The 25,974-nt window shown below is 33.1% G+C and carries 15 protein-coding genes; 3 read left to right on the forward strand and 12 right to left on the reverse strand.

Going from position 1 to position 25,974, the window contains the following annotated elements:
- Nucleotides 1–254 precede the first annotated feature (254 nt).
- From CHB81_RS20350 to CHB81_RS20370, 5 genes are all read right to left on the reverse strand, one after another.
- Nucleotides 255–1,940: an MBOAT family protein gene (locus CHB81_RS20350; protein WP_089353675.1), complete on the reverse strand. Its 1,686-nt coding sequence runs from the start codon at nt 1,938–1,940 to the stop codon at nt 255–257.
- A gap of 1 nt (nt 1,941) precedes the next feature.
- Nucleotides 1,942–3,273 carry a GDSL-type esterase/lipase family protein gene (locus tag CHB81_RS20355; protein WP_254921195.1) on the reverse strand — a complete coding sequence of 444 codons (1,332 nt, stop codon included), beginning with the start codon at nt 3,271–3,273 and terminating at the stop codon, nt 1,942–1,944.
- A gap of 82 nt (nt 3,274–3,355) precedes the next feature.
- The gene (locus CHB81_RS20360) at nt 3,356–4,840 is read right to left on the reverse strand and encodes an SGNH/GDSL hydrolase family protein (RefSeq protein WP_089353677.1); all 1,485 of its coding nucleotides are present in this window, start codon (nt 4,838–4,840) and stop codon (nt 3,356–3,358) included.
- A 279-nt stretch (nt 4,841–5,119) separates the two neighbouring features.
- Complete coding sequence (locus CHB81_RS20365; protein ID WP_089353678.1) at nt 5,120–6,202, reverse strand: HmuY family protein; 1,083 nt, start codon at nt 6,200–6,202, stop codon at nt 5,120–5,122.
- A 17-nt stretch (nt 6,203–6,219) separates the two neighbouring features.
- Complete coding sequence (locus CHB81_RS20370; RefSeq protein ID WP_089353679.1) at nt 6,220–8,334, reverse strand: TonB-dependent siderophore receptor; 2,115 nt, start codon at nt 8,332–8,334, stop codon at nt 6,220–6,222.
- Between the two features lie 106 nt (nt 8,335–8,440).
- On the opposite strand from CHB81_RS20370, the gene CHB81_RS20375 reads away from it, so the two are divergent.
- The gene (locus CHB81_RS20375; protein WP_089353698.1) at nt 8,441–9,343 is read left to right on the forward strand and encodes a DUF6607 family protein; all 903 of its coding nucleotides are present in this window, start codon (nt 8,441–8,443) and stop codon (nt 9,341–9,343) included.
- 192 nt (nt 9,344–9,535) lie between these two features.
- On the opposite strand, the gene CHB81_RS20380 is transcribed toward CHB81_RS20375, so the two are convergent.
- The 3 genes from CHB81_RS20380 to argS all read right to left on the reverse strand — a co-directional run bounded on the left by CHB81_RS20380 (nt 9,536) and on the right by argS (nt 16,605).
- Complete coding sequence (locus CHB81_RS20380) at nt 9,536–11,044, reverse strand: SusD/RagB family nutrient-binding outer membrane lipoprotein (RefSeq protein ID WP_089353680.1); 1,509 nt, start codon at nt 11,042–11,044, stop codon at nt 9,536–9,538.
- A 12-nt stretch (nt 11,045–11,056) separates the two neighbouring features.
- A complete protein-coding gene (locus CHB81_RS20385) occupies nt 11,057–14,281 on the reverse strand; it encodes a SusC/RagA family TonB-linked outer membrane protein (protein WP_089353681.1) in 3,225 nt (1,074 codons plus the stop codon).
- Nucleotides 14,282–14,826: 545 nt separating this feature from the next.
- On the reverse strand, nt 14,827–16,605 hold the full coding sequence (argS, locus tag CHB81_RS20390; RefSeq protein ID WP_089353682.1) for an arginine--tRNA ligase: 1,779 nt from the start codon (nt 16,603–16,605) through the stop codon (nt 14,827–14,829).
- Nucleotides 16,606–16,925: 320 nt separating this feature from the next.
- On the opposite strand from argS, the gene CHB81_RS20395 reads away from it, so the two are divergent.
- The gene (locus CHB81_RS20395) at nt 16,926–19,346 is read left to right on the forward strand and encodes a TonB-dependent receptor (RefSeq protein ID WP_089353683.1); all 2,421 of its coding nucleotides are present in this window, start codon (nt 16,926–16,928) and stop codon (nt 19,344–19,346) included.
- A gap of 99 nt (nt 19,347–19,445) precedes the next feature.
- On the opposite strand, the gene CHB81_RS20400 is transcribed toward CHB81_RS20395, so the two are convergent.
- Together CHB81_RS20400 and CHB81_RS20405 are read right to left on the reverse strand one after the other, a co-directional pair.
- Nucleotides 19,446–20,117, reverse strand: coding sequence for a copper homeostasis protein CutC (locus tag CHB81_RS20400; RefSeq protein ID WP_089353684.1), 672 nt, complete (start codon nt 20,115–20,117; stop codon nt 19,446–19,448).
- 263 nt (nt 20,118–20,380) lie between these two features.
- Complete coding sequence (locus CHB81_RS20405) at nt 20,381–21,388, reverse strand: 3-oxoacyl-ACP synthase III family protein (RefSeq protein WP_089353685.1); 1,008 nt, start codon at nt 21,386–21,388, stop codon at nt 20,381–20,383.
- 265 nt (nt 21,389–21,653) lie between these two features.
- Here CHB81_RS20405 and CHB81_RS20410 point away from each other — a divergent pair, with 265 nt between their 5' ends.
- A complete protein-coding gene (locus tag CHB81_RS20410; protein ID WP_089353686.1) occupies nt 21,654–24,065 on the forward strand; it encodes a prolyl oligopeptidase family serine peptidase in 2,412 nt (803 codons plus the stop codon).
- A 156-nt stretch (nt 24,066–24,221) separates the two neighbouring features.
- Here CHB81_RS20410 and CHB81_RS20415 read toward each other — a convergent pair whose 3' ends face one another.
- Both CHB81_RS20415 and CHB81_RS20420 read right to left on the reverse strand, forming a co-directional pair.
- The gene (locus CHB81_RS20415) at nt 24,222–25,172 is read right to left on the reverse strand and encodes an ABC transporter ATP-binding protein (protein WP_089353687.1); all 951 of its coding nucleotides are present in this window, start codon (nt 25,170–25,172) and stop codon (nt 24,222–24,224) included.
- Nucleotides 25,173–25,278: 106 nt separating this feature from the next.
- A complete protein-coding gene (locus CHB81_RS20420; protein ID WP_089353688.1) occupies nt 25,279–25,974 on the reverse strand; it encodes an OmpA family protein in 696 nt (231 codons plus the stop codon).

Here is a 25,974-nt window from a genome sequence, read left to right on the forward strand (position 1 = left end):
TTAACCGCAAAGTTCGCAAGGTTATACGCAAAGGTCGCGAAGTTTTTTTGCCCGCAAAGTCACAAAATCGTAAAATTTATTATTTCTCGCAGATTTAGCGGATTGGGCAGATCTTTTTTTAGATTATATATGAAAAAATTAGCTATATATACTACCCGAGCGATAGCGAACTGGCGAAGCAAATCTGCGGGAAACAAAAAAAGCGCAAAAGAAAAACCTTTGCGCCTTTGTAACTTTGTCCCTTTGAACCTTTTCTAAAACTGGAAATAAATAAATGGCTGTGATCCTGCGACAGCTGTTGCATATACGATCCAGTACACAAAACCTAGAATTACTGCTTTTAATAATAATGGTGTATTGTCAAAAACGTATTTCATTTTGTCTGTGATAACTTCTGGTAAGAAGTGCCAAACATATCCGAAAAGCATCAATAAGAACACATTTTTATATCCTAAAACTATAACTTTCCAATTTTCTGGCTCAAATGTTAACTGACCAATATTATTAATTACCTGTAAGGCTGTTTCGAAATCTCGCGCTCGGAAAAAGATCCAACAGAAAACTACAAAATGGAATGTGATTACGATTGAAAAGAATCTCCATAAAAACCCAGATCCTTTACCTTCTTTTTTAGAAGGGAAAAATTCCATGAAAATTTTATGTACCGCCAATGCTAATCCGTGTAGTGCTCCCCAAACTATAAACTGTGCTCCCGCTCCATGCCATAATCCTCCTAAAAGCATTGTAGTAAACAAATTGAAATTGGTTACTAATGTTTGATATTTTTTCTTAGAAAGTAAAAATGTCAAACTAAAAAGAACCAGTGCTCCAACTGCAATGCTCAACGGAATATAACTCACGCTTACGTTTGAAATTCCCCAAAGCAATAATCCAAAGAAAAATAAACTTGGGAATAAATATCCGGCGAATGTTCCTTCTCTGTTTCCTCCTATAGAAATATACAAGAAATCCTTTAACCAAGTGGAAAGCGAAATGTGCCATCTTCTCCAGAAATCTGTTATCGAAGTTGATTTGTATGGTGTTCTAAAGTTGGTTGGTAATTTAAATCCTAATAACAAAGCGATACCGATTGCCATATCTGAATATCCTGAGAAATCGCAATAAATTTGAATCGCATATCCATACGATGCCATTAAGTTTTCAAATGACGTATAATTCATTGGCGTATCAAAAACACGGTCAACGAAGTTTATAGAAATGTAATTGGATATTACTGTTTTCTTAATTAATCCGCCAATAATAAGAAACAATGCATTGTTTACATCTTGCTTTGTCAGGTTTAATTTTTGATATATCTGTGGCAGGAAATCTTTTGCTCTAACAATTGGACCGGCAACTAATTGCGGGAAAAACGAAACGAAAAATAAATATTCGATGTAGTTTTTTGTCGGTTTAATTTCTTCACGATAAATCTCAATGATATAACTCATCGACTGAAACGTATAAAACGAAATTCCCACAGGAAGAAAAACATCATGAAGCTGATAATTACCCTGAAACATATCATTGAACGTTACAATCATAAAGTTCATGTACTTGAAATAACCTAATAATCCTAAATTCAGGATTACACTTATTACCAGATAAATTTTCTTGGTACTGTCTTTTGTCGCTTTAAAAATGATCTGACTCAAGCCATAATCGACAACAGATGAAAGTAACAATAATAGAAAGTAAATTCCGCTTGACTTATAATAAAAGAAAAGCGAGAACAGAATAACATACGTTAATCTCAAATAGAATGTCTTGCGTAAAAAAGCATACACAAAATAAAAAACCAAAAACAGCCCTAAGAATAAACCTGTATTAAACAATAATTTTTCTTCGGGATTGTATATAAACCAACTTTTAGCCTGTTCTAAGGTAATTGCACCAAAATTTTGAACAAACCAATTATTTATGCTATCAATTGTAATCAACTTAATTCTTTAATTTAAAATTATTGTATGCGTTTAAAAATGCCTGTGTAAACAAATTACCTTGTTTCTCGTATCCTTTTTTAGAGTAGTGAACCCAGTCCGGACCAATTAATCCTTGAAGTCTTAATTGATTAATACCATGCATCCCACCAAATTCATCGTATAAATCCCAAACAGCAACATTGTCCGTTTCTGCAATTTGAATTATACTTCTCGCATAATCGAATATGTAAGTATTGGTTCTTTTTGCTTTAAGCAATGAAGGCGCCGGTGTACTAATAATTATTGGAACATTTATATTTTGTTCTTTTACTTTCTTTATAAACTGGCGCAACTGCTCTATATAAGCCGAGGCTTCCATGTGATCGTAGCTTTCGTTTGTTCCTAAAGAAAGAACCAACATATCCGGATGTAATGCTTTTAACTGCTCAAAAAACAAAGGATATTTATTGTAATCTGAAAACTTGGATCCGTTTACTCCAATACTACTGTAAATTAATCCCGGTGAATCTTTCTCGAGAACAATTCCGTTTAACTCATATTTCTTCGCCTCTTTATTCGGAACCAAATAAATTTTATCTAAGGCTTTATCTGAATTATAATAATGACTAAATGAATCTGATTCTAAATCTAAAGAAACAAACGACGAATTCTTGATAGCTTTGGGTTTTGTTTCGTTGGTCTGAATTTTCAATACTCGTCCGGCACGAATATTATCAGATTTTAAGTGATTGTTTCTTTTAATTTCGGCAACTGAAACATTGTATTTGCCGGCAATAGTCGATATCGCTTCTCCTTTTTTGATTTTGTGTGTAATTACTTTTCGTTCTGTTGACTGAATAATATTGGTTTGTGATGATGTTGCCAAATCAAACATATTCTGATTTTGAGGCGTAATAATCTTAATTGTATTAAACTTATAAACCGGATCTTTAACATTCAATTCTAATGCGAAACCACCACTATCTCTCCAAAGTCCAATTCCGCTTAAACCTATAGGAACATTTTTAAAAGGATGAATGTTTCGATAACTTTCCCATATTCTGTTTGAATGAAAACGCTCATTATACGAACCATTCGTTTTGGCTAATTGATATGGAAAAACCAAACCGCGACCTGCATTTCCAAATTTTTGTTGTAGATTCTTTCTGATTTCATTGGTCATTAGATCACTCTGAATATGAGAATCTCCAATATGAACGATGTTTATCTTTTGATTGTTATGCTTTTCATTTTCCTGTAATTTCTTGAAAAAACTCTCTAATGCTTTCGCATTATAAATTTCATCATCAGAAAAAGGTTCAATCGCTGCTGAATCGACTTTGTGAATCATATTTTTTTCCATTGAATGTGAATCTGTCCTTTTTGGTTTTTCGTTTGTTGAGAAAAAAAGACAACAAAACAAAATTAGAAGTCTAGTCATTTACGCTATCTTTTATTACAGAAACCGAGTCTGTATTTGTTTTTCTGACTGTTTTCCGTTTATCGGTAACAGTTTCTCTATGCTCTCTAAGAGCTTTATATTCTTCGTATCCTTTATTTAACTGATCGTATAATAATCTACCAATTGCTTTTGCGCCTCGTTGGTTAAAATGCGTGTAATCTTTATTGGCTCTAGCCGGAGATTCATCAACCCATTTTACCATCGATCCGTCACCTCCCATTAAAGTGTATAAATTTACAAATCCGGATTCGGTTTCTAAAGCATATCTTTTTTGAGCTTTCATTAAAGGAACAACGGCAGAATCTGTTTTCATTTCCTGTTCATACTTTGTCGATTTATCAGCAGTAGAAATAATCAGAATAGAAACTCCCGGGAAAGATTCTTTGATTTTATTCACCGTTTTTTTCATTCCTCTTTCGTACCAGAAATAATTTTTGGTTCCATAATTCAATACATTGGTTCCGTAATGCAAAATAATCAAATCATATTTCAAATTAGTATTGAAAGCTTGCATTACACTTGCATCAAAAGCCGAAATTGGCAATCCTGAATTTCCTCTTTGCGAAAAATTGTCTACGTGAACTCCGTTTCCGTTATCGAAATTAAATCCGTAAATCGGAATTGAATCTGCATGAATGAAATTTGCCTTGAAAGCTTTTATACTTCCTGACGTCACTTTTAAGGTATTTACCAAATTATTCGGAATCAAACTCTTTCTTAAAGTATCTTTTCCAATCACAAAATTGACATTTCCTTTCTTAGAAGCTCTTCCGTAGAATAATGTTGGATTATCTAATGAAGTTGAATTTTTATTTAATCCTGCTTCATATTGAACCCATGTTGGGTTTGTTTTATCATTTGCAAAAAACACATGTCCGTTTACACCAAAAGGGCTTATTGGTCTTTTAACATTCAAATATGATTGTGTTTTCCAGTTCTTAGAATACAATGATTTTACAGAACCTCTTGAAGCAGATGATTCTGAAGTAATAGGTACAAAACCAACTCCGTTTCCGCCAAAACGTTCCTGATAATTGGCACGAACATCTTGTACAATTAAATCTCCGTCGGTCATAGAATCTCCATAATAAGCGATTCTGACATTACCTTGAGAGTTCTTTTCAAGCTGATATAATTTCTCGTAAAAAGAAATCAAATATTGATAACCTTTGTAATTGTCAAAAGTCTCAGACGGAAATTCAATTCCTTCTGTAGCGTCGTAAATAATTTTTTCTTCACCCAGTTTTCGCTCACTTTCCTCAATACTATCGCCTTTTAGCGATAATGAATCTTTTGCTACTGATTCTAAAAGCATACTGTCGATTAGTACATTTTTGGAATCGATTTTACTATCAGAAAAGATTTTATCCGGTAAGATTTGCTTAAACCCAATGAAAGCTACAAACGCTAAAGCGACGATTGCAAAAGACTGAAAAAAATAAGATTTTGTATTCACCTACTAATTATAAATTTGAAGAATAGCATCACAAGAATTAAACCATATTTTAAATCCCTGTTAATTGCTTGTAAAAAAATATGCGCAAAGATAGGACTAAAAATGAATGTTTGGCGCATTTTATTTGAAGTAAAAGCAAAAAAAGAGGCTAGACGAATCTAACCTCTTTATCAAAAAAAAATAAAAAAAACAAAGCTAATGATTAACTAAATTTTTGATGTAAAGCATCATATAGTAGAATGAAATAATCTGTATGTTCTTTAGATTTTTCATTATGAATTATTTCAAGATGGCATACTCTAAAGCTATATTTCCTCTTTCACCTGCATCATTTGTCATAGCAAGAAATTTAACTTTGTAGTAGTTACCGGCTACATCTTTAACTACATAAAAACGATCTGTTCTAATGCTTGGTAAAGAAGTTGGCCCACCGCCGTTTCTCCAGCTAGAACCAATTACTCTTTGATCTTTTGCAGAAACAGCAAAACTAGCTTCGTCAACTTTAGCTTTTGTAAAATCAGCATAAGATCCACCTGCAGCAACTAAAACTTGATACACTTGTGTCCCTCCTTTTACATTAGAAGTGATAAAGTCAGAATATCCATAAGTCACTTCTCCTTTTTCACCTTGAGTATAATTTGTGAAAGTAGTAAAATTCAAATCCCATTTAGTTTTTTCTGGCTCAACCAAAACAGTATTCCCTGAAGTTAAACTGAAAAATGAAAAATTAAATGCTGCTTCTTTAGAAATAGTTTTTTCTGTAAAAGTTGCAGAAGCTAAATCAGCATATTGAATTTTATAACCATTACCACTTCTTAAAATTCTAACTTTTTTCCATCCTCTTGCTTCACCGTCCACACTTACTGAACCAACCGCTGGTTTTGTGGTAGAAACTGCTAATCCTAAATTTACTAAGTAAACTTTGTTATCAGCATCTGTAGCCGAAATTTCAGCAATTGCAGTTCCAATTCCAGCCCCTGCTCCTACCAAAACTCCTGTCGGATTATCAACATATCCATTTGACGAAAGATTTTCTCCTCCTATAGCCAAAACTTTTGCATCAACTACTTGTGGTAAGGTAATATCTGAAGTTGCTAATTGTTTAGCAGCCATTTTAAGAGAACCATTAAGGATTACTCTAAATTCTGAACCTGAAGAAAATCCAAAGTCCCAAGCGGCTCTATTTACAGATTTAGATTCAGCAGCACTTAAATCAAGATAAACCTGATTTGGCTGATTTGGGCCACCTACAGTTTCTTTTAATGTTTCTCCAACAGTTGGTACTTCAACAGGAGTATCGTCGTCACTTGAACAAGATGCTAGTGATAATAATGCGATTGATAAAAATAAAAGTTTTTTCATTGTATTATATATTTATATTAAAGATTAAGGTTATACGCTAATTTTAAGAAATAGGAACGCCCATAGGCAAGCATAATTTCTCCAGTTCCTGCATGGCCTGCAGCACTACCCGTTCCCGTTTGAGTGACATTTGTTATATCAAAAATATTTCTGGCTCCAATTGTTACTTCAAAATGATCTTTGAAAAAATTTTGTCTAATTGTAGCATCAAGCCAATTGCTTGGATCTATTTTAGATAAAATATAAGATGAACTACCCTCAATAAATTGCTGGGTTTTACCATTGTATTTATAATATCCTGAAAATACAGTCTTCCATTTTGGAATTATATAAGAAACACTGGCGTTCAAATTAAATGAGTAAAGAAATTTATCATCTGAGACAAATACTTGATTTTTTATTTCCTGAGAAATTCCAATAAATGCAGCACCAAAATTGAATGTTAGATTGTCTTTTCTGAACTGATTCATTGTAGAGAAATTCCACATTCTATATTTGCTAATATTGATATATTCATATTCCGGGTTTCCGGTGTCTGGATTAAATCGCACCAATGCCATACTAATTCTGTCGTCAACACTCAAATAACTTCCTGCAAATGTGTTTGAAAGCTGCTCTCCAGATGAAAATAAGGTCGATTTTTTAAGACTTGCTTCATAAGAAGTACTTGTTTCAGGAATTAAGTTTTCGTTTCCTGTAAAAAAATGCCCATCAAAAATTTGTTTTGAGTATAATTCCTCAAAAGTTGGTGTTCTGAAAGAGTTCCCGTAAGAACCGCGAAGTTCAATTCCTTTATTAAATAGATATCTTAATCCAAGAGATGAAGCATACTGATTATCAAATTTTGACTGAGCAGAAAATCTTAAACCTGGTCGAATAGAGAACTTTTCTGTTGCCATAATTTCAGAAGACGCAAAGAAATCATAGTTTTCAAGTGTTTTTCGAACTGGTGTCAGAATATTATTAGCTTCCTGAACTAATGAATATCCTTTATTATTTACAAACTCGTATCCTAATTGAAGGTCAATTGTTTTATTTGAGAAAAAGTTATTTAGAGTTCCTGTAGAATAAAGAACTTCCATCGACTGATCTTTTACAGTAACGTTATTCCCTTCCGCTTTAGTCGACAAATAATATCTAAAATCTTCTACATCACGTGCTTGTTTTTGATGTGAAAGTGAAACATTATAATTTAATTGCGAAAATAACTTACCGGTAGCATTTAAATTATGAAAATATCTATCGGTTAAATATCTCTTATCTTCAGCATAACGATATGATCCCAAAGTGCTATTAAATCCAGATTGCACAGTACTATTGTAGTAATCTACATTTTCATCTAAATATTCGAACTTATAAAAAATGCGGAAATTATCTTTTTGATAAGCAATTAATGCCGTACCATTTAACTGTTCTTTTGGTAACCATCTATAACCTCTTGACCCATCATTTTCGCTATAGTTAACTCCATTTTTGTCATCAAGAAATCCCTGAAAATCATTACGATTAACGCCAAATGACACAAACCAATTTTTATTGAATGTATGAGAAACTCTTAGTGACTGAATATGACGTCCTTCATCAAAGAGAGAATATTCATTATTTACAGTTTCTTCTTGAACTGAAGCTGTAATTCCCCATTTGTATTTTGACGATTTCTTTGTAATAATATTTAGAACACCACTTACAGCATTTGCACCATAACTAACACCCATCGAGCCTTCGACAATTTCAATACGCTCAACATCATTTAGGTTAATCTGAGATAAATCTATATTATTACCCAACCCAGCTTCATTAATCAGGGGAACATTATCTACCAAAATTTTAAAATACTGAGCATCCAAACCAAATAAAGAAACTGTAGAACGACCACTTGTGCCACTTGGTCTAACGGTAATATTTAAATATTGATTTAAAACATCGGCTAAATTAGTAGCTGCTAAATTTTGAATATCGGCACTTGAAATAACACGAACATTAAAAACTGACTTTTTAATTGATTGTGGCTCAAACTGTCCAGTAACAACTACTTCAGAAAGTTTTTCTCGAGATGCAACGGTATCTTTTTGCTGCGCAATAGATATTTGACAAAAAAGAAAAGCAGCAAAAAGGGTAAAATTTATTTTCATTATTTTTATTCAGTCTTAATAATGGCGCAAATATAGAAACTATTTTTATTTGTTCTAAATAAAAAACATATATTTGCGAAAAATTTTAAAACAAAAAAATAAAGTTATGATTTCAAAAAGCCTCTATTTTTCAGCCATAATGGCTTTGACATGCAGCCTTGGTTTCAGTCAGGACAAAAAACAACAAGACATTAAGTCAATCAAATCAATGTGTGGTTGTTATGAAGTAAAATTTAATTTTACAGAAACTTTTAAATACCCTAAAGATTCTATTACATATAAGTCTTCACCAACTAAACACGAATCTGCATTAGAATGGGTAGAACTTTTAGAAGACACTCCAAATAAAATTATAATGCAACACTTATTAATAGTAAGCGATGATATGATCATCAAACACTGGAGACAAGATTGGTTGTATGAAAACACTGATTTATATTCATTTGACAAAGGAACTTCTTGGAAATACAAAAAATTAGACAAGAAGGCTGTTAAAGGACAATGGACTCAAAAAGTATATCAAGTAGATGATAGTCCTAGATACGAAGGTTCTTCGACTTGGGTACACGTTGATGGACAAGATTACTGGGCAAATGTTGCTGATGCGCCTTTACCAAGAAGAGAGCAAACGATACGTAATGACTATAATGTTTTGAAAAGAAGAAACATACACGAAATTACTGCTACAGGATGGAATCATGAGCAAGACAACGAAAAATTAGTTAGAGATGACAGTGGAAAAGATGTTTTGTTAGCGCAAGAAAAAGGAATGGATGTTTACACTAAAGTTCCGGATGTTAAATGTATCGCTGCTCAAAAATGGTGGGTTGCCAACAATGCACTTTGGAAAAATGTTCGTGACAAATGGCAAACTCTATTTGATAGACACCAAGACTTAAACTTAGAAGCTAAAGTTGATAGAAAAGCTCTTTATTCTCTTTTGTTTGATTTAAAACCAGACGCAACAAAAGCAGAAACGGACGCAATCATCAACAAGTTCGTAAAATAAAAATGTTTGTGTTAGTTGTAAAAAAGCCGATAGTTTAGATACTGTCGGTTTTTTTTATACAAAAAAGCCGCCTGAAATTGAATTCCAGACGGCCTACCCTTTTATGTTTTCTACTAAATGTTTACTAATCCAATATAATTTAAAACGATATAGGGATTTGTTTTAATATCTTATAAACGCAATAAAATGCATTTAATTTTTATCCCAGAATAATTTTGTTTTTAATTTATCTCCTCCAATTGCAGAAGCTGCTGCATTGTAATTTGTTGCATTTAAAGTTTGCTCTCTAATTGGATAAGTCATTCTTGACGGAATCTGACCTTCGGCAGAAGCATCTGCATTTGATGGCGGAACAAGAGCTGGAAAATTAAGTCTTCTTGTTGATGTCCATCCTTCAAATCCTCTATTAAATAATGCATACCAAGCTTGTTCACCTATTTTCTGCTGCCACGTTCCTGTAGCGCTTGAATAGGCAACAGTCGATTGAGCCAAATAAGTGTCTATATCAGTTTGTAATACTCCCCAATCTTCCATAGATGCTGTAATTGCTTTTGTATAATGTGAAGCTGCATCACCACTTATTGCAACTCCTCTCTCTACAGCTTCGGCTAATAAAAACTCAATCTCAGCATAATCCATATAAGTTCCTTTAAAATCCGGTGCTTGAATTTTATCGCTTACATGTGTAAATTTTCCAAAACTATTTTTAACTCCTATTACCCCGCCTTTATAAGGCAAAGGATCCTCATTATCATCTACTAAATTTTGAGCAAAATAAACTTTTGTTCTAGGATCATTTTTTGCGACTAGTGCATCTACAAAAGGTTGTGCAGGTACAAAATCATGTCTTCCTGACGACACTAGTTCTACATATACGGGATTAGTATTGGGAATATTTTTTTCATAAGATATCTTCGCATTATCTGCATTTGAAGTAAAAACACCTTTTGAAGCCGAAATAATAGCAGCATCTGCAATAGTATCTGCCAATCCTGAAGCTTTAAGGTTAATTCCTAATTTCAATTTTATACTATTTGCAAATTTTATCCACAAAGCTAATTTATCTCCATAAATTATGTCAGCTGTCCCAAAACCAGGATTTGAAACATTGATATTGGCAATGTCATTATCCAGACGTACAATAAGGTCTTTATAAATATCTAGTGCTTTATCATATTTACCCAAATAGTTTTGAGATCCTTTGAATGCTTCAGAATATGGGACATCTCCAAAAGTATCTACCAGTATTTGATAAGAGTAAACAATCAGGATATCAATCATAGCAAGTTGATTCTTTTTAATACTGGTTTTAACCGCAAACTGTGGATCAGAAGGATCAATAACTTCATTCTCTAGAAACATTTTTGCTTGCATTAAATCCCCCATTGAACCATCCTTGGCAGAAGCAGGAGTACCTGCATAAAAAGCATTCCAATGATTATCAGAAATCTTTCTGGTTGTCCATTGATAAACAGATTCATCTATATAGGTAGTTTCTGTCCATTGCTGATTTACCAGTCTAAAAATATTTTTATTAACACTTGTATTTACTACCTGTTCTGCGATTCCTTTTGCTGCACTGGTGAATAATGAGGAAGCCGGAACTTTTGACGGATTCTTTTCATCGACATTTAAGTCTGTCAAATCACTACAAGAACTTACCAGAAATACGATACTTAAAAAATATACTATTTTTTTCATTTTGTTTCTTTATTAAAATTTGAATGTTAAGTTGAATCCTATATCTCTTGTTGTAGGCAATGATCCAACTGAATAACCTCTCGATTTGTTTCCTGATGATAATCCGCTTTCCGGATCTGCATAAGGCAGGTTTTTACTTATGATCCATAAGTTAGAACCTATCAAACTCAATGTAGCTGCATTTACAAAAGTCTTTTCAAAGACTCTTTTAGGAAAATTATAAGAAATAGAAACTTCTCTTAACTTAACATAAGAAGCATCATAAATAAAATTTTTCGTTGGTTCAGCAAGGTATCCGTAATTACTTGAATAAGCACCCGGGCCTGTTTTATCAGCTGTATCATTATTATTTACTGTCGAAACTGTATTAGGAGTGCCATTAGGCGCAACACCTATATTTACAATACCATTTTCTCTAACATTTCCTGCTGCCGTTTCCGGATATAAACCATTTGCAAGTCCGTAATACATATCTAATGAAAAGATATCTCCACCTTTTTGAGTGTCGATTAAGAAACTCATCGAAATATTTTTGTAAGTAAATCTGTTTCTAACTCCACCATTCCAATCTGGCGTTATATTTCCAATTGTATTATCTGAGGTACCGGATATTAAATACTTTCCCGTTTTTTGATCTACAGTTCGTTGACCATTTGTATACACATAATCAGTTCCTTTCAAACTTCCGTATGGCTCCCCTTTAGTAGCATTAACGGTAACTCCTCCCTGGAAAGAAGCAATTTCAAGATTATCAATTCCTCCTGGTAAAGAGATAACTTTACTTTTGTTATTAGACCAGTTTACAATAATATCCCAACTGAAACTTTCCGTTTTTACAGGAGTTCCGGTAAGTTGAATTTCTAACCCTGAATTTTCTATATTTCCACCATTGATCCACGCATTTGTATATCCTGACGCGGCTGGAACAGCGGCTGATACAATTTGATCTACTGTATTTGTTTTATAATAAGTAATATCAAATCCTAAACGCCTGTTCAAAGTACTTGTTTCTAAACCCACTTCAAATGATTTCGTTCTTTCAGGTTTAAGATTACTATTTTTGTTAACATTTGGTAAAGTATACATAGGCTGTCCGTTAAAGTTTGAACTTCTTGCATAAGTATTAACTAAACTTAATGGTAAAGCATCATTACCAACTTCAGCGTAGTTTAATCTAAATTTCCCTAAGTTTAGCCAGTCTGCCTTTACTACATTAGAAAACAAGAATGATCCTGAGATTGCTGGATACACATATCTGTTATTTCCTTTTGGCAATGTCGACGAAGCGTCTCTTCTAACAGAAGCATCAATAAAATAAGTATCCATATACCCTAAAGAAGCCTGAGCATAAACTCCGTCAACTCCCCATTTTGCTTTATCTTCAGTAGGAAAAGGCAGTTCAAATCTAGAATTAGAAAGAGCATATATACCGGGAGTAACTAAACCACCAATTGTAGAAGAAAGTACATTATCTCTATTGTTTCTTCTTATGTTTGATCCTAAAACTCCGGTTAAGCTTAGATGTTCTCCAAATTTTTTATTAAAGTTCAACATAAAATCATAATTGATTTCCTGAAAATTAATATCATATCGCTGGTAACCTGATCTTTCATCAACTGGTGATAATCCAAAACCTGTTGCAGTAGATCCTACAGCTCTTCGCTCTTCTTGCAATTGCTTATAGGTGTCTAAAGAAACTCTTCCTAATGCACTTAACCAAGGAGTTATTTCATAATTAAGAGAGGCGTAACTAAACAAACGTGTTTTATTATCTGAAGAATAATTTTGATAACGAGTGAAATACGGATTATCCCAATAAGCAGGCTGCAATTGATCCTTTGTTGGATCGGCCCAGTTCCAGGTTATATTTTGACCTCCGGATGCATTATATACATTTTGCAATTCTTTTACATCAACATTCGTTTGCCACCATTGTCTAAATGCCGACATGATATTATCATTGTAACCTGTAGAGTTTCTACCTACGGTATTTTGCAATGTTACCGCAGCATAAGCATTTGCAGTAAGTTTGTCTGTGATCTTTTGACTAAATCGAGCACTTATCTGATTTTTTTTCAACTCACTATTTGGCAATATTCCGGTTTGAATCGTATTAACATAAGACATTGAAAGACTTGATCTTTCAGTAGCTTTTTCAAGAGAAAGACTATTTGTATTTGTTATTGCCGACTTAAAAAAAGAAATAGGTCCGTTTTGAGCTGCACTCCAAGCAGTAGATTTACCATAATTTTTTGAATATGGTGTTACCGAATCCCATTGATACACCTGATTACCATTAAAAGCATCTCCATAAGAAGCATCATTTGATGTATCTACTGTAGGTATAGTATTTTTGTCAACAAATGATGTCCCAAATCCATAACCTCCGCCATATTTATTTTGATATTTAGGAAATGTAGACTTATCTACTGTTCCAACTGTCATACTACTGGAAAAAGTAAAACCAACTTTATTATCTCCTTTTTTTCCTTTTTTCGTAGTAACCATTACAACGCCGTTTGCTGCTCTGGATCCATACAAAGCAGTTGCTGCGGCACCTTTAAGAATATTAATACTTTCAATATCTTCCTGATTAATATCTGCTACATTATTACCATAATCATAACCACCTCTACCGGTTTCCTGACTTGAATTATTTGAACTTGTGTTATCAACAGGCACACCATCAATAACCCAAAGAGCCTGATTATTTCCTGTAAGAGATTTATTGCCACGGATAACAACATTTGTTGATCCACCAAAATTGGTATTTCTCGAAACCTCAACCCCAGCTGCTTTACCCGCCAAAAGATTCGCTACGTTTGTATTACCTGCACCTCCATCTAAATCTTTTCCAGAAATTTGCTGTGTTGCATATCCCAGAGATTTTTTTTCTCTTTTAACTCCCATTGCTGTTGTAACAACAACCCCTTCAAGTTCGACTGAATCATCTTTTAATTTTACATTTATTACTGAAGAGCTTGCTGTTATTTCTTGAGTCTTCATTCCGATGTAACTAAATATTAAAATTTGATTACCTTCTGCTTTAATAGAATACTTCCCATCAAAATCACTTTGTGTTCCTGATTTAGTTCCTTTAACTAAAATGCTCACCCCTGGTAAAGGTATTCCGGCATTGTCGGAAACCGTTCCTGTAATTACTTTTCCTTGAGCAAATGTCAATTGCAAAGCGAGTACAAAAAGCAGCACTACAAATCCTTTTAATTTTTGTTTCATTATTTTGAGTTTTTGATTTAAGTGTGCAACTTATCACAAAAATACAATTTTAACAAGAATTTTATTTTATTTAACATTATAAAATATAATATTTATATTACAATTTAAATGTTTCAAGAGAGGAATTTAAACGGAAGTCATTGGCTTTAAGCGCCTTATCTTACAAATAGAAGCTGTTTTTTGTAAGAACAAAATCAAAAAGATAAAACTTAAATAAAAACATAAAAACTGTTATTTTTTTAAGTTTTCAGCAATTGGTTTGAATTGTAAACTGCTTAAAAATGATACTACTTTAAATAAAAAAACCATCTGAAATTCAATCCAGATGGTTTTATCCCTTTATTACTTTCTTCTAAAAGCTTACTAATTCAAAATAGTTAAAAATAAATGTAAGGAGATATTTTGCTAATTATTAACCTGATCAAACCTGTAGCAAAAGTATTATATAATATTAGTGTAATCTGACATTATAAGTTTTAAAAACAATAAGAAAAGCCAATAGTTGAGAAACTATTGGCTTTTCTTATTGTTAATTATTTAGATTCTTACATTCTCTCCGGAACTTCTATTCCTAGTAAAGTAAAAGCCGATTTTATAACTTCGGCAACTTTTTGAGAAAGCTGCACTCTAAATATTTTTTTAGTTAAATCAACCTCCCCTAAAATATGAACAGATTGATAGAATGAATTATATTCTTTTACTAAATCGTAAGTATAATTTGCGATCAAAGCAGGACTGTGATTTTGAGCCGCATTTTGAATTACTTCCGGAAAAAGCTCGATTTGTTTTACCAATTCTTTTTCTTTTTCGTGTAATTCTTCTGTGTTTGTTTTAGCCGAAAAATCAAAATCAGATTTACGAATAATAGATTGAATTCTCGCGTAGGTATATTGAATAAAAGGACCAGTATTTCCGGCAAAATCAACAGATTCTTCCGGATTAAACAAAATACGTTTTTTAGGATCTACTTTTAAGATGTAATATTTCAACGCACCTAAACCAATTGTTTTATACAATTTAGCTTTCTCTTCTGCTGAATAACTGTCTAATTTTCCTAAATCTTCTGAAATTTGTTTGGCTGTATCAGTCATATCCTGCATCAAATCATCAGCATCTACAATAGTTCCTTCACGACTTTTCATTTTTCCCGAAGGTAAATCAACCATTCCGTACGATAAATGATATAAACTTGAAGCCCAGTCAAAACCAAGTTTTTTCAAGATTAAAAACAAAACTTTAAAGTGATGATCCTGTTCGTTACCAACTGTGTAAACCATTCCGCCAACATCCGGCATGTCTTTTACACGCTGAATCGCAGTTCCAATATCCTGTGTCATGTAAACGGCAGTTCCGTCTGAACGCAATACAATTTTACGATCTAAACCTTCATCTGTCAAATCAATCCAAACCGAACCGTCCGGATCTTTTTCGAAAACACCTTTATCAAGTCCAACCTGAACAACATCTTTCCCCAACAAATAGGTATTGCTTTCGTAGTAATATTTATCAAAATTAACTCCAAGATTGGTATAAGTTGTAGCAAAGCCATCATAAACCCATTGGTTCATTTTTTTCCAAAGCGCAATTACCTGCTCATCACCAGCTTCCCATTTACGAAGCATTTCTTGCGCTTCAACAATAATTGGCGCTTGCTTTTTAGCTTCTTCTTCTGTTTTACCGGCTTCTATCAGTTGATTGATTTCTGCTTTGTAAGCTTTATCAAATTCAACATAATATTTACCTACCAATTTATCGCCTTTTAAATTTGAACTTTCAGGAGTTTCTCCGTTTCCGAATTTTTCCCACGCAAGCATCGATTTACAAATATGAATTCCGCGATCGTTGATGATTTGCGTTTTATAAACTTTTTTACCCGAAGCTTTGATAATTTCAGCTACTGAATATCCTAATAAATTATTACGAACGTGACCTAAGTGTAAAGGCTTATTGGTATTTGGCGAAGAATATTCGATCATAATAGCTTTATCATCAGGATTTGGCGTTACATATCCAAATTTAGAATTGTCTTTGATTTCATTAAAGAAATTCAAATAATAACTATCTGCAATTACAATATTTAAAAAACCCGAAACAACGTTAAAACGTGATACTTCAGGAAGATTTTCAACCAGATAGTTTCCAATTTTATTTCCTAATTCAACAGGATTGCTTTTGATCACTTTCAATAAAGGAAAAATTACCATTGTAATATCGCCTTCAAACTCTTTTCTGGTAGTTTGAAATTCGATTTTATCAACAGTAACATCAAATAATGCTTGTATTGCTTTTTGTATAGAAGGAGTAAGAATTTGTGATAATGACATGTAAACTTATTTTTAAAGTGAGCAAAGATACTGCTTATTCATCAATTACAGAAAATGAAAAACATATAAAATACAAGAAAACGATTAGAATTTCTTAAAAAGCAAACTGTTATGAATGTTAAAATTATCAAAAAATCAAAACGCTAATCTCCTATAAAACAGAACATCTATAAATAAATCTCTTTTTTTATTTGATTTTTCTGTAACATATCTACAATAAAAGAGTCTTAATAGGGACTTTAAATTCATTTAAAGAACAAAACTAAAAAAACAAAATCATCATCATCATCAATCAATCAAAAAAAATCAATTATTACAATATGAAACTAAAATTCTTTCTGTTTGCATTACTGGGTGTATTTGCAACAGCACAAGCCCAGAATGCCGGAACGGTCTCTGGAAAAATTACCGAAAAATCAAATAATGCACCAATTTCTTATGCTACAGTTTCTATTAAAGACAACGGAAAAGTAGTTACCGGAGTAAACACAGACGACAATGGTGATTTTACAATTAAAAATTTAGCCTTAAAAAACTATACAATAGAAATTCAATACATTGGATTTAGAAAATATGTTGGTTCTATAATTTTAAGTGATAACAAAAAAGCTGCTACAGTTAATGTATCTCTTGAGGAAGAAGCTACTCAGCTAAAAGGTGTTAATATTGTAGCGGAGCGCTCGACAATGGAACAAAAAATCGACCGGAAAGTAATTACTGTTGGGAAAGATTTGACAACTGCCGGAGCTTCTGCTTCTGATATTATGAGCAACATTCCATCTGTGAATGTGGATCAGGATGGAAAACTTTCACTTCGTGGAAATGACAATGTTCGTGTATTAATTGACGGAAGACCTACCAATCTGGATCCTGCACAATTATTAAAACAGATTCCTTCAACTTCAATCAAAAAAATTGAGTTGATTACAAATCCAAGTGCCAAATATAATCCGGAAGGAATGTCTGGAATCATCAATATTATTTTACACAAAAATGCTAACACTGGTTTTAATGGAAGTTACAGTGGTGGTATCACTTTTGGAGAAACGGCAAAATACAATCAATCATTAGATTTGAATTATAAAACCGGGAAAGTAAATTTCTTTGGAAATGTGGGTGAAAATTTTGGAACTTATTTTAACAATGGCCGAATTGCAAGATTAGATCAGGATGTTAACCAAAAATTAAAAATCTCTAATGATAATGACAATTATTTGTATAAAGTTGGTATGGATTATTTAATCGATGATCATAATACTTTATCTTTTTATACGAATCAAAATAAATCTACCGGAACCGGAATTGTCTTAACTGATATTGATTATAATAACGGTGACCCGGATATTAAAAACATTTATCAAAAAGCAAGATACCAAGGACCTAATCAAACCGGTACTTATAATTTAGCTTACAAACACATCTTTAAAAAAGAAGGTCATACTTTAGATTTTGAAGGAAACTATAGTGATACTAAAGAAACTCAAGATGCTAGTTTTGATACTAAAACAACAAGTCCTAACAATACCTCTAAAGACATTGTGTACAATGACGCAACAGGTGAGAAAAGAAAACTAGGTACTTTCAATGTGGATTATGTAAACCCGTTGAACGAAAAAACTACTCTTGAAGCTGGTGCTGAAGCCAGAATTACAAGAACAGATAACGATTATCATACAGCTAATCCAGCGGTTACTGACCCTCAAGATCAAACTTCTATCTATACATATGATACCGATATTTACTCTGCTTATGTAACTTTTGGTCAGAAATACAAAAAATTCAGCTATCAGATAGGAACTCGTTTTGAAAGCTACCAGGTTAAGTCTAATCTTAATTATGGTTATAAAACTTTTAATGATGATTATATCACTTTGTATCCATCAGCTTATTTTACTTATAACTTAAATGAGAAAAATGTATTGCAATTAAGCTATAGTCGTCGTGTTGACCGTCCAAGTTTAGAGCAGACAAAGCCTATTCGTGAGTTTTCTACCCCGCTGGTAACCTCTTACGGAAATCAGAATTTAAGACCTCAGTTCACCAATTCGGTTGAAGTAAACTACACAAGAACTCTTGAAAAGGGAAGTATAACTACAGGGGTTTTTGTAAGACGAATTAATGATCAAATAAGCAGAACTTTAAGTCCTGATCCAAATGACGATTCCGGATATAAACAAATTTTAGGTTTTGCAAATTATGACAATAGCAGCTCTTATGGCTTTGAAGCTTCATTAAATTATAAGCTTACAAAATGGTGGGATATCCAACCATCGATTGACTTTTCAAGCATAAAACAACACGGTGTTGTATTTGAATTTGATCCGAACACAGGTAAAAGTTCACCGCTTGAACGCACTGTAACAACATCGGCATTTAATGCTCGTATGAACTCAAACTTCAAGCCTACAAAACGTTTAAGCTTTTTATTATTTGGTTTTTACAGAGGTCCGGTTGAGGAAATTCAACAACACAGAAAAGAAATGTACAAAATGGACATTGGTTCACGTTATACCTTGTTAGACAATAAAATGAACATAAGTGTACGTTTCAACGACGTTTTCAACACAATGAAATATGCTTTTGACGGTATTTATCCTTACCCTCAAGAAGGACAATTTACATGGGAAAGTCAAACAGTTTATTTAGGATTGACTTATAACTTTGGAGGTGCAAAAATCAAAAACCTTCAACGTAAACAAAGAGAAGACAACACTAATAAAGGTGGTGGTGGAATGTTTTAATTCCACTTTTATTAGTAGATTTTAATATTTTTTGAATAATTTTCTTGTAGAAAAGAAAAGCCTGGAGTTTGCCAACTCCAGGCTTTTTTATTTAATGTGTTATAGAAAATCCTTCAATTCTTTTACTTCTTCCGGATTAGCAGTTTCTGTATTATCCGTAATCGCCGATGAATGATAAAAAGTTGGCTCCAGCTTATCCTGTAATAATTTAATATTCGAAGATCGTAAACCTCCACCAGGCATAATTTCGATTTTATCTTTTGACCATTTTTGAATTTTCTCCAGACTAAAAATTCCTTCTTCAACATTTATACCTTGTCCCGAAGTCAAAATGGTATTAAAACCACATTCAATTACATCTTTAAGAGATTCCTTAACGTCTTTTACAACATCAAAAGCACGATGAAAAGTACATGAAAGCGGACTTGCCAGATTGACTAATTCTTTATTGCGCTTTTTATTAACGCTTCCGTCGGCTTTTAAAATTCCAAAAACAAAACCGTCAACTCCCAATTTCTTAAATTGCTTGATATCTTGTTTCATTTCTGTAAACTCCTCATCAGTATAAACAAAATCACCGCCTCTGGGTCTTATGATGACATGCATTTTTATCGCTATATTTTCTCTTACTTTCAACGCCAGAATATAATTAGGAGTTGTTCCTCCAAGTTTCATATTCTCGCATAACTCTATTCTATCAGCACCACTTTCTTGTGCAATTATTGCCGATTCGTAATTGAAACAAGCTATTTCTAATTGATTTTTTTTCATTTTAATTAAATATTTGTCATTGCGAGGAACGAAGCAACCACACTAATAATAGTATTTCAAAACAAAAATATTAATTAAATCTGAACCCTCAACCTCAACAAGCTTCAAGTTTTTTTCTAATTACCCTAAGTGTCATCGCGAACGAAGTCGAAGGCTTGCCAATTGGAACACGGTCTTCGACTTCGCTCAGACTGACAATTGGATATAAAAAAACCTGCTCCAAAAAGAGCAGGTTTTAAAATATAATATAAGATGAAATTAAATTACCATTTGATAATTGCACTTGCCCATGTAAAACCACTACCAAAAGCAGCCAAAACAACTGTATCTCCTGATTTGATTTTTCCTTGTTCCCAAGCTTCTGTTAAAGCAATTGGAATAGATGCCGCAGTTGTATTTCCGTATTTCTGGATATTATTATGAACCTGATCGTCGCTCAATTTGAATTTATTCTGAATGAATTGCGAAATTCTCAAATTTGCCTGATGCGGAATCAACATGTCAATATCTGAAACCTGTAAACCATTTGCTTCTAAACCTTCATTGATTACTTCAGCAAAACGAACTACTGCATTTTTAAATACAAATTGTCCATTCATATAAGGATAATAACTTTCGTCATTCGGATCATTATCAGCTAAAATATCCGTTACCCAACGTGCTCCCATTCCTGGTGCCTGCAAAGCTAATTCCTCAGCATGTTGCCCTTCTGAATGTAAATGTGTAGATAAAATCCCTTTTGTCAAATCTTCTTCACGACTTAAAACTGCTGCTCCTGCTCCATCTCCAAAAATTACAGAAACTCCACGTCCGCGAGTTGTCATGTCTAATCCTGTTGAATGTACCTCAGAACCAATTACCAAAATGTTTTTGTACATTCCGGTTTTAATATATTGATCAGCAACAGAAATGGCATAAACAAAACCAGAACATTGATTTCTAACATCTAATGCTCCAACAGTTCTTAATCCTAAATCACGTTGTACCAAAACTCCAGGCCCTGGAAAATAGTAATCGGGACTTAATGTAGCAAAAACTACAAAATCAATATCTTCTTTGGCAATACCAGAACGTTCTATAGCAATTTTAGCTGCTTTTACTCCCATTGTTGTTGTGGTATCTTCTCCACGAATGATATGTCTGCGCTCCTGAATTCCAGTTCGCTCCTGAATCCACTCATCATTGGTGTCAATAATCTTAGACAGATCATCGTTGGTCACAACATTTGAAGGAACATAATATCCTAAGCCCGCTATTTTTGAATGATACATATTCTTTTATTATTTGTTAAAAAATTGGATTGCAAATTTAAGTATTGTTTAAAACATAAGGGTACAAATTACTCTTTTTTTCGTAATTAGCAATTTAATATACTTTAATTATATAGCCTATTAAAGTATGTTCTCTTCTAAAAAACCAGTTTATAGCCCAAAACAATGAAAAGTATGAAAAATAACGCATAGAATGTAACAAGAGTAAACTACCTTAGACAAACATTTATGAGTACCAGTTTTTCCAACCCCTAAAATTCAAATTATGAAATTAAAGGTTACATTATTCTTATTTTTAAATATTGGTTTCTTTGCTTTTGCGCAAGAAAACTTAACCTATCAAAAACCATCTAAATCTATTCTGGATTTAGCCGATTATGAAAGAGCTCCTACAGTATCAATGGATACTAAAAAAGAAAATATGCTCTTATTGTATAGAAGCACATACAAAACATTAGACGATTTAAATCAGGATGAACTTCGATTAGGAGGTTTAAGAATCAATCCTGTTACAAATATTTCAAGTACCGTTACTTACGTTATCAATCTTAAATTAAGAAAGATAAGCGGTAAAGAAGAGATACAGGTTACCGGTTTACCAAACAATCCTAAAATAAGCAATATTCTTTGGTCTCCAAACGACAAGAAAATCTTGTTTTCACACACTACAGCTTCAGGTGTTGAACTTTGGGTTCTGGATGTTGCATCGGCGCAAGCCATAAAACTAACAGAAGCGACTGTGAATGCCAATTTAGGAAACCCATTTAACTGGCTTTCTGACAATGAAACTATCTTAGTAAAAATGCTTCCAAAAGACAGAAAACCTCTTTTAGATTCTAAAAAAGATTTACCAACTGGACCAATTATTTCTAATACTTCGGGAGAAAAATCTCAAAACAGAACGTATCCTGATATGTTGAAAAACAAAAATGATGAAATTAATTTTGAAAACATTATTACCTCTGAATTATACAAAGTAAACCTTAACGGAAATGCGGTTTTATTTAAAGAAGCTGCAATGTTTGCAGGAGAAAAAATCTCTCCTGATGGTAACTACATTATGTTGACTACAATTCAGAAACCATTTTCGTATGTTGTTCCTTTGAGCAGATTTCCATCTAAGTCAATTGTTTATGACATTAGAGGAAAAGAAATAAAAACAGTTAATGAAGTTCCGCTAAACGAAATTATACCTAAAGGTTTCATGGCAGTTCGAAAAGGAAAAAGAGAAATGGCCTGGAGAAATGACAAACCTGCAACTTTATCTTATGTTGATGCCTTAGACGGAGGAGATCCTGCAAACAAAGTTGACTTTAGAGATGAAGTTTTTCTTTGGGACGCGCCTTTTACATCTGATGCAACTTCATTAGTAAAAACACCTCAACGTTATTCTGATGTAGTTTGGGGTAATGACAATATTGCTTTTATTACTGACGAATGGTACGATACCCGTAACACCAAAACGTATTTGATCAATCCTTCAAATCCAAGCCAGCAAGCAAAAGTAATTACAGACAGAAACCAACAAGACGTTTACTCAGATCCGGGTATTTTTGAGACGAGAAAGAATGAATACAATAAGTATGTTCTGGCGATCGAAAAAGATAATGCTTATAGAATTGGTGACGGATATACTAAAAATGGCCAGTTTCCTTTTATAGATGAATTCAATTTAAAGACCTTACAATCTAAACGTATTTATACTTCGACTTACAAAGACAAAAAAGAAGATTTGTTGGAAATTGAAGACTTCAGATCCGGTAAAGTTTTGGTTCAGATTCAATCTAAGAGTGAATATCCGAATTATTACTTTAGAAATATAAAGAAGCCAAATAGTCTAACTCCTATTACAACTTTCAAAAATCCGTTTGAAAGTATTAAAGATGTTAGCAAGGAAGTTATCAAATACAAACGTAAAGACGGATTGGAACTTTCGGGAACTTTATATCTTCCGGCTGGTTATGATAAAGCAAAAAAAAAGAAATTACCTTTATTAATCTGGGCTTATCCAGCAGAGTACAAAGACAGAAACAGTGCCGGACAGTCGACTCAAAACTCAAACGAATTTACTTTTCCTTATTACGGATCTTTTGTGTATTGGGTAACTAAAGGTTATGTGGTTTTGGATGATGCTGCTTTCCCAATTATTGGTGAAGGTACTACAGAACCAAACGACAACTTTATCTCGCAATTAGTAGACAATGCCGAAGCTGCTATTAATGCAGTTGATGCTTTAGGTTATATTAATCGCAAAAAAGTTGCTATTGGCGGACATTCTTATGGTGCTTTTATGACGGCTAATTTACTAACGCATTCTAATTTATTTGCCTGCGGAATTGCAAGAAGTGGTGCTTACAATAGAACATTAACGCCGTTTGGTTTCCAAAGCGAGCAACGTAATTACTGGGAAGTTCCGGATGTTTACAACGCAATGTCGCCTTTTATGAATGCGGATAAAATGAAAACTCCTATTTTATTAGTTCATGGTGAAGCCGATAATAATCCGGGAACTTTTACTTTGCAGACTGAACGTTATTTTCAAGCTCTTAAAGGTTTAGGAGCTCCGGCAAGAATGGTGATTTTACCTAAAGAAGCACACAGTTATGTAGCCAAAGAAAACATTCTGCATTTACTTTGGGAACAAGATCAGTTTTTAGAAAAGTATTTAAAAAACTAATCGATAAGACAAAAATTTCACAAGCAAACCCGACAGTTTTTCAAAACCTGTCGGGTTTAATAAAACAAAAAACAAGAAACCCGATAGTCTAAAAACTATCGGGTTTCTCATTTTTATAGCATTAAAAAGAATTATCTAATTGACACATTGCCTAATTTAAAGATAATTCAATCCTAAGAAAATTTCCTGTTCAAGAGGCAAATCGATTTCACTTTCAAAAAACACAAGTTGTCTTTTATAAACTGTTTCAATTAAATAATGGTTTCCTCTAAAATAAGTTCTTCTAATTTTTACTGGCAAGCTAGAATCTGTAACCATTTTAAATTGATGCGGATAAACCAAAGTCTTGTGCGTTTGATCTTCGTACGGAACTAATAAATGCGTTGGAATTTCATTTACTTCTCCAAAAAGAGACGCTACATATTTAGTTTCCGGATCTTCGTAGATTTTTGTTGGATTATCCTTAACGATGATTTCTCCGTTACGCATTACAATCGCTTCATCTGCAAACGACAAAGCGTCTGTGCTATCATGTGTTGCAATGATACAGGTAATTCCTTTTTGTTTTAAGTATCGGAATAAATTTCGGCGTAAAGCATTTTTTCTAAAAGCATCAATTTGGCTAAAAGGTTCGTCCAACAAAATGACTTCCGGCTCTAATGCCAAAACTCTTACCAAAGCAACTCTTTGCTGTTGTCCTCCACTTAAAAATTTTGCTTTTACATTAGAAAATGATTCCATTTCGACCATCTCTAACAATTCCTGAACACGAAGTTTTTTCATGTTTGCAAAACCATTCGAGAGAAACTTCCCAACATTTTCGGCTACAGTTTCAAAAGGAGACAAATCAAAATCCTGAGCCAGATATTTCATATAAGGCATTCCGGGAATTAAATTATATTTTGGACCTAAAATGGGCTTTTCATTATAAAAAATCTTGCCTTCATCTAAATCATATAAGCCGTACATTAATTTAAGAAGTGTACTTTTTCCGCAGCCACTTTCGCCTATAATAGCAATATTATCGCCTTTATTTATGGTAAAAGAAACGTTTTTTATAACAGGGTTTTCGGTATACGAAAAAGAAATATTTTGAATGTCGAGCATGGGTTGTATTTGAAAGTCCAAATTTACAATGTTTAATTTCTAAAGTCAAAAAAAAAGCTGCTTCAATTACGAAACAGCTTTTAAGAAATTTTATTGCGTTTGAAACTTATTTTCCAGATTGCGCTTTTGCATCATTTACCATTTTGTCATTTGCAGTAATTGAAAACTCTACACGACGGTTTTGTGCTTTTCCTTCAGCAGTATCATTTGTTGCAATTGGATCAGCAATTCCTAAACCAGAAGTTTTGAAACGGCTTGATTTTAATCCTTTTGAAACTAAATAAGCTTGCACAGATGCAGCTCTTTGTCCTGAAAGTGTTAAGTTATATTCTGGTTTTCCTGTATTATCAGTATAACCAAAAATTTGAATATCTGTATCTCCATACTCTGTAAATACAGGAATCAATTTATCTAAATTAGCTTTTGCCTGACTAGTCAAAGTTGATTTGTTAGTATCAAAACGAACTGAGTTTTCATTTAAAGTTAAGTGAATTCCTTCCCCTACTCTTTCGACATCTGCACCTGGTAAAGCCTGATCAATTTCACGAGCTTGTTTATCCATTTTGTTTCCAATAAGTGCTCCGGTTCCACCACCTACGGCAGCTCCAATTGCAGCACCTAAAGCAGCGTTACCTCCGTGACCTAAATTATTTCCTAAAATACCACCAATAATTCCACCGGCAACTACTCCAATTCCAGCACCTTTTTGTGTGTTATTTGCATTTTTTACAGAATCACAACTTGTGAAGAAACTTACTAATACAAATAAACTACTCAGGCTTAAAACGGTTATCTTTCTCAT

The organism is Flavobacterium sp. ov086 (genome assembly GCF_900187965.1).
GTDB lineage: Bacteria > Bacteroidota > Bacteroidia > Flavobacteriales > Flavobacteriaceae > Flavobacterium.

Excerpts from the sequence above, each read along its gene's own strand:
- CHB81_RS20355 (WP_254921195.1), bottom strand. The coding sequence starts at position 3,273 with ATGATTCACAAAGTCGATTCAGCAGCGATTGAACCTTTTTCTGATGAT.
- CHB81_RS20385 (WP_089353681.1), bottom strand. The coding sequence starts at position 14,281 with ATGAAACAAAAATTAAAAGGATTTGTAGTGCTGCTTTTTGTACTCGCT.
- CHB81_RS20400 (WP_089353684.1), bottom strand. The coding sequence starts at position 20,117 with ATGAAAAAAAATCAATTAGAAATAGCTTGTTTCAATTACGAATCGGCA.
- argS (WP_089353682.1), bottom strand. The coding sequence starts at position 16,605 with ATGTCATTATCACAAATTCTTACTCCTTCTATACAAAAAGCAATACAA.
- CHB81_RS20370 (WP_089353679.1), bottom strand. The coding sequence starts at position 8,334 with ATGAAAATAAATTTTACCCTTTTTGCTGCTTTTCTTTTTTGTCAAATA.
- CHB81_RS20375 (WP_089353698.1), top strand. The coding sequence starts at position 8,441 with ATGATTTCAAAAAGCCTCTATTTTTCAGCCATAATGGCTTTGACATGC.
- CHB81_RS20410 (WP_089353686.1), top strand. The coding sequence starts at position 21,654 with ATGAAATTAAAGGTTACATTATTCTTATTTTTAAATATTGGTTTCTTT.
- CHB81_RS20420 (WP_089353688.1), bottom strand. The coding sequence starts at position 25,974 with ATGAGAAAGATAACCGTTTTAAGCCTGAGTAGTTTATTTGTATTAGTA.
- CHB81_RS20395 (WP_089353683.1), top strand. The coding sequence starts at position 16,926 with ATGAAACTAAAATTCTTTCTGTTTGCATTACTGGGTGTATTTGCAACA.
- CHB81_RS20405 (WP_089353685.1), bottom strand. The coding sequence starts at position 21,388 with ATGTATCATTCAAAAATAGCGGGCTTAGGATATTATGTTCCTTCAAAT.
- CHB81_RS20380 (WP_089353680.1), bottom strand. The coding sequence starts at position 11,044 with ATGAAAAAAATAGTATATTTTTTAAGTATCGTATTTCTGGTAAGTTCT.
- CHB81_RS20365 (WP_089353678.1), bottom strand. The coding sequence starts at position 6,202 with ATGAAAAAACTTTTATTTTTATCAATCGCATTATTATCACTAGCATCT.
- CHB81_RS20415 (WP_089353687.1), bottom strand. The coding sequence starts at position 25,172 with ATGCTCGACATTCAAAATATTTCTTTTTCGTATACCGAAAACCCTGTT.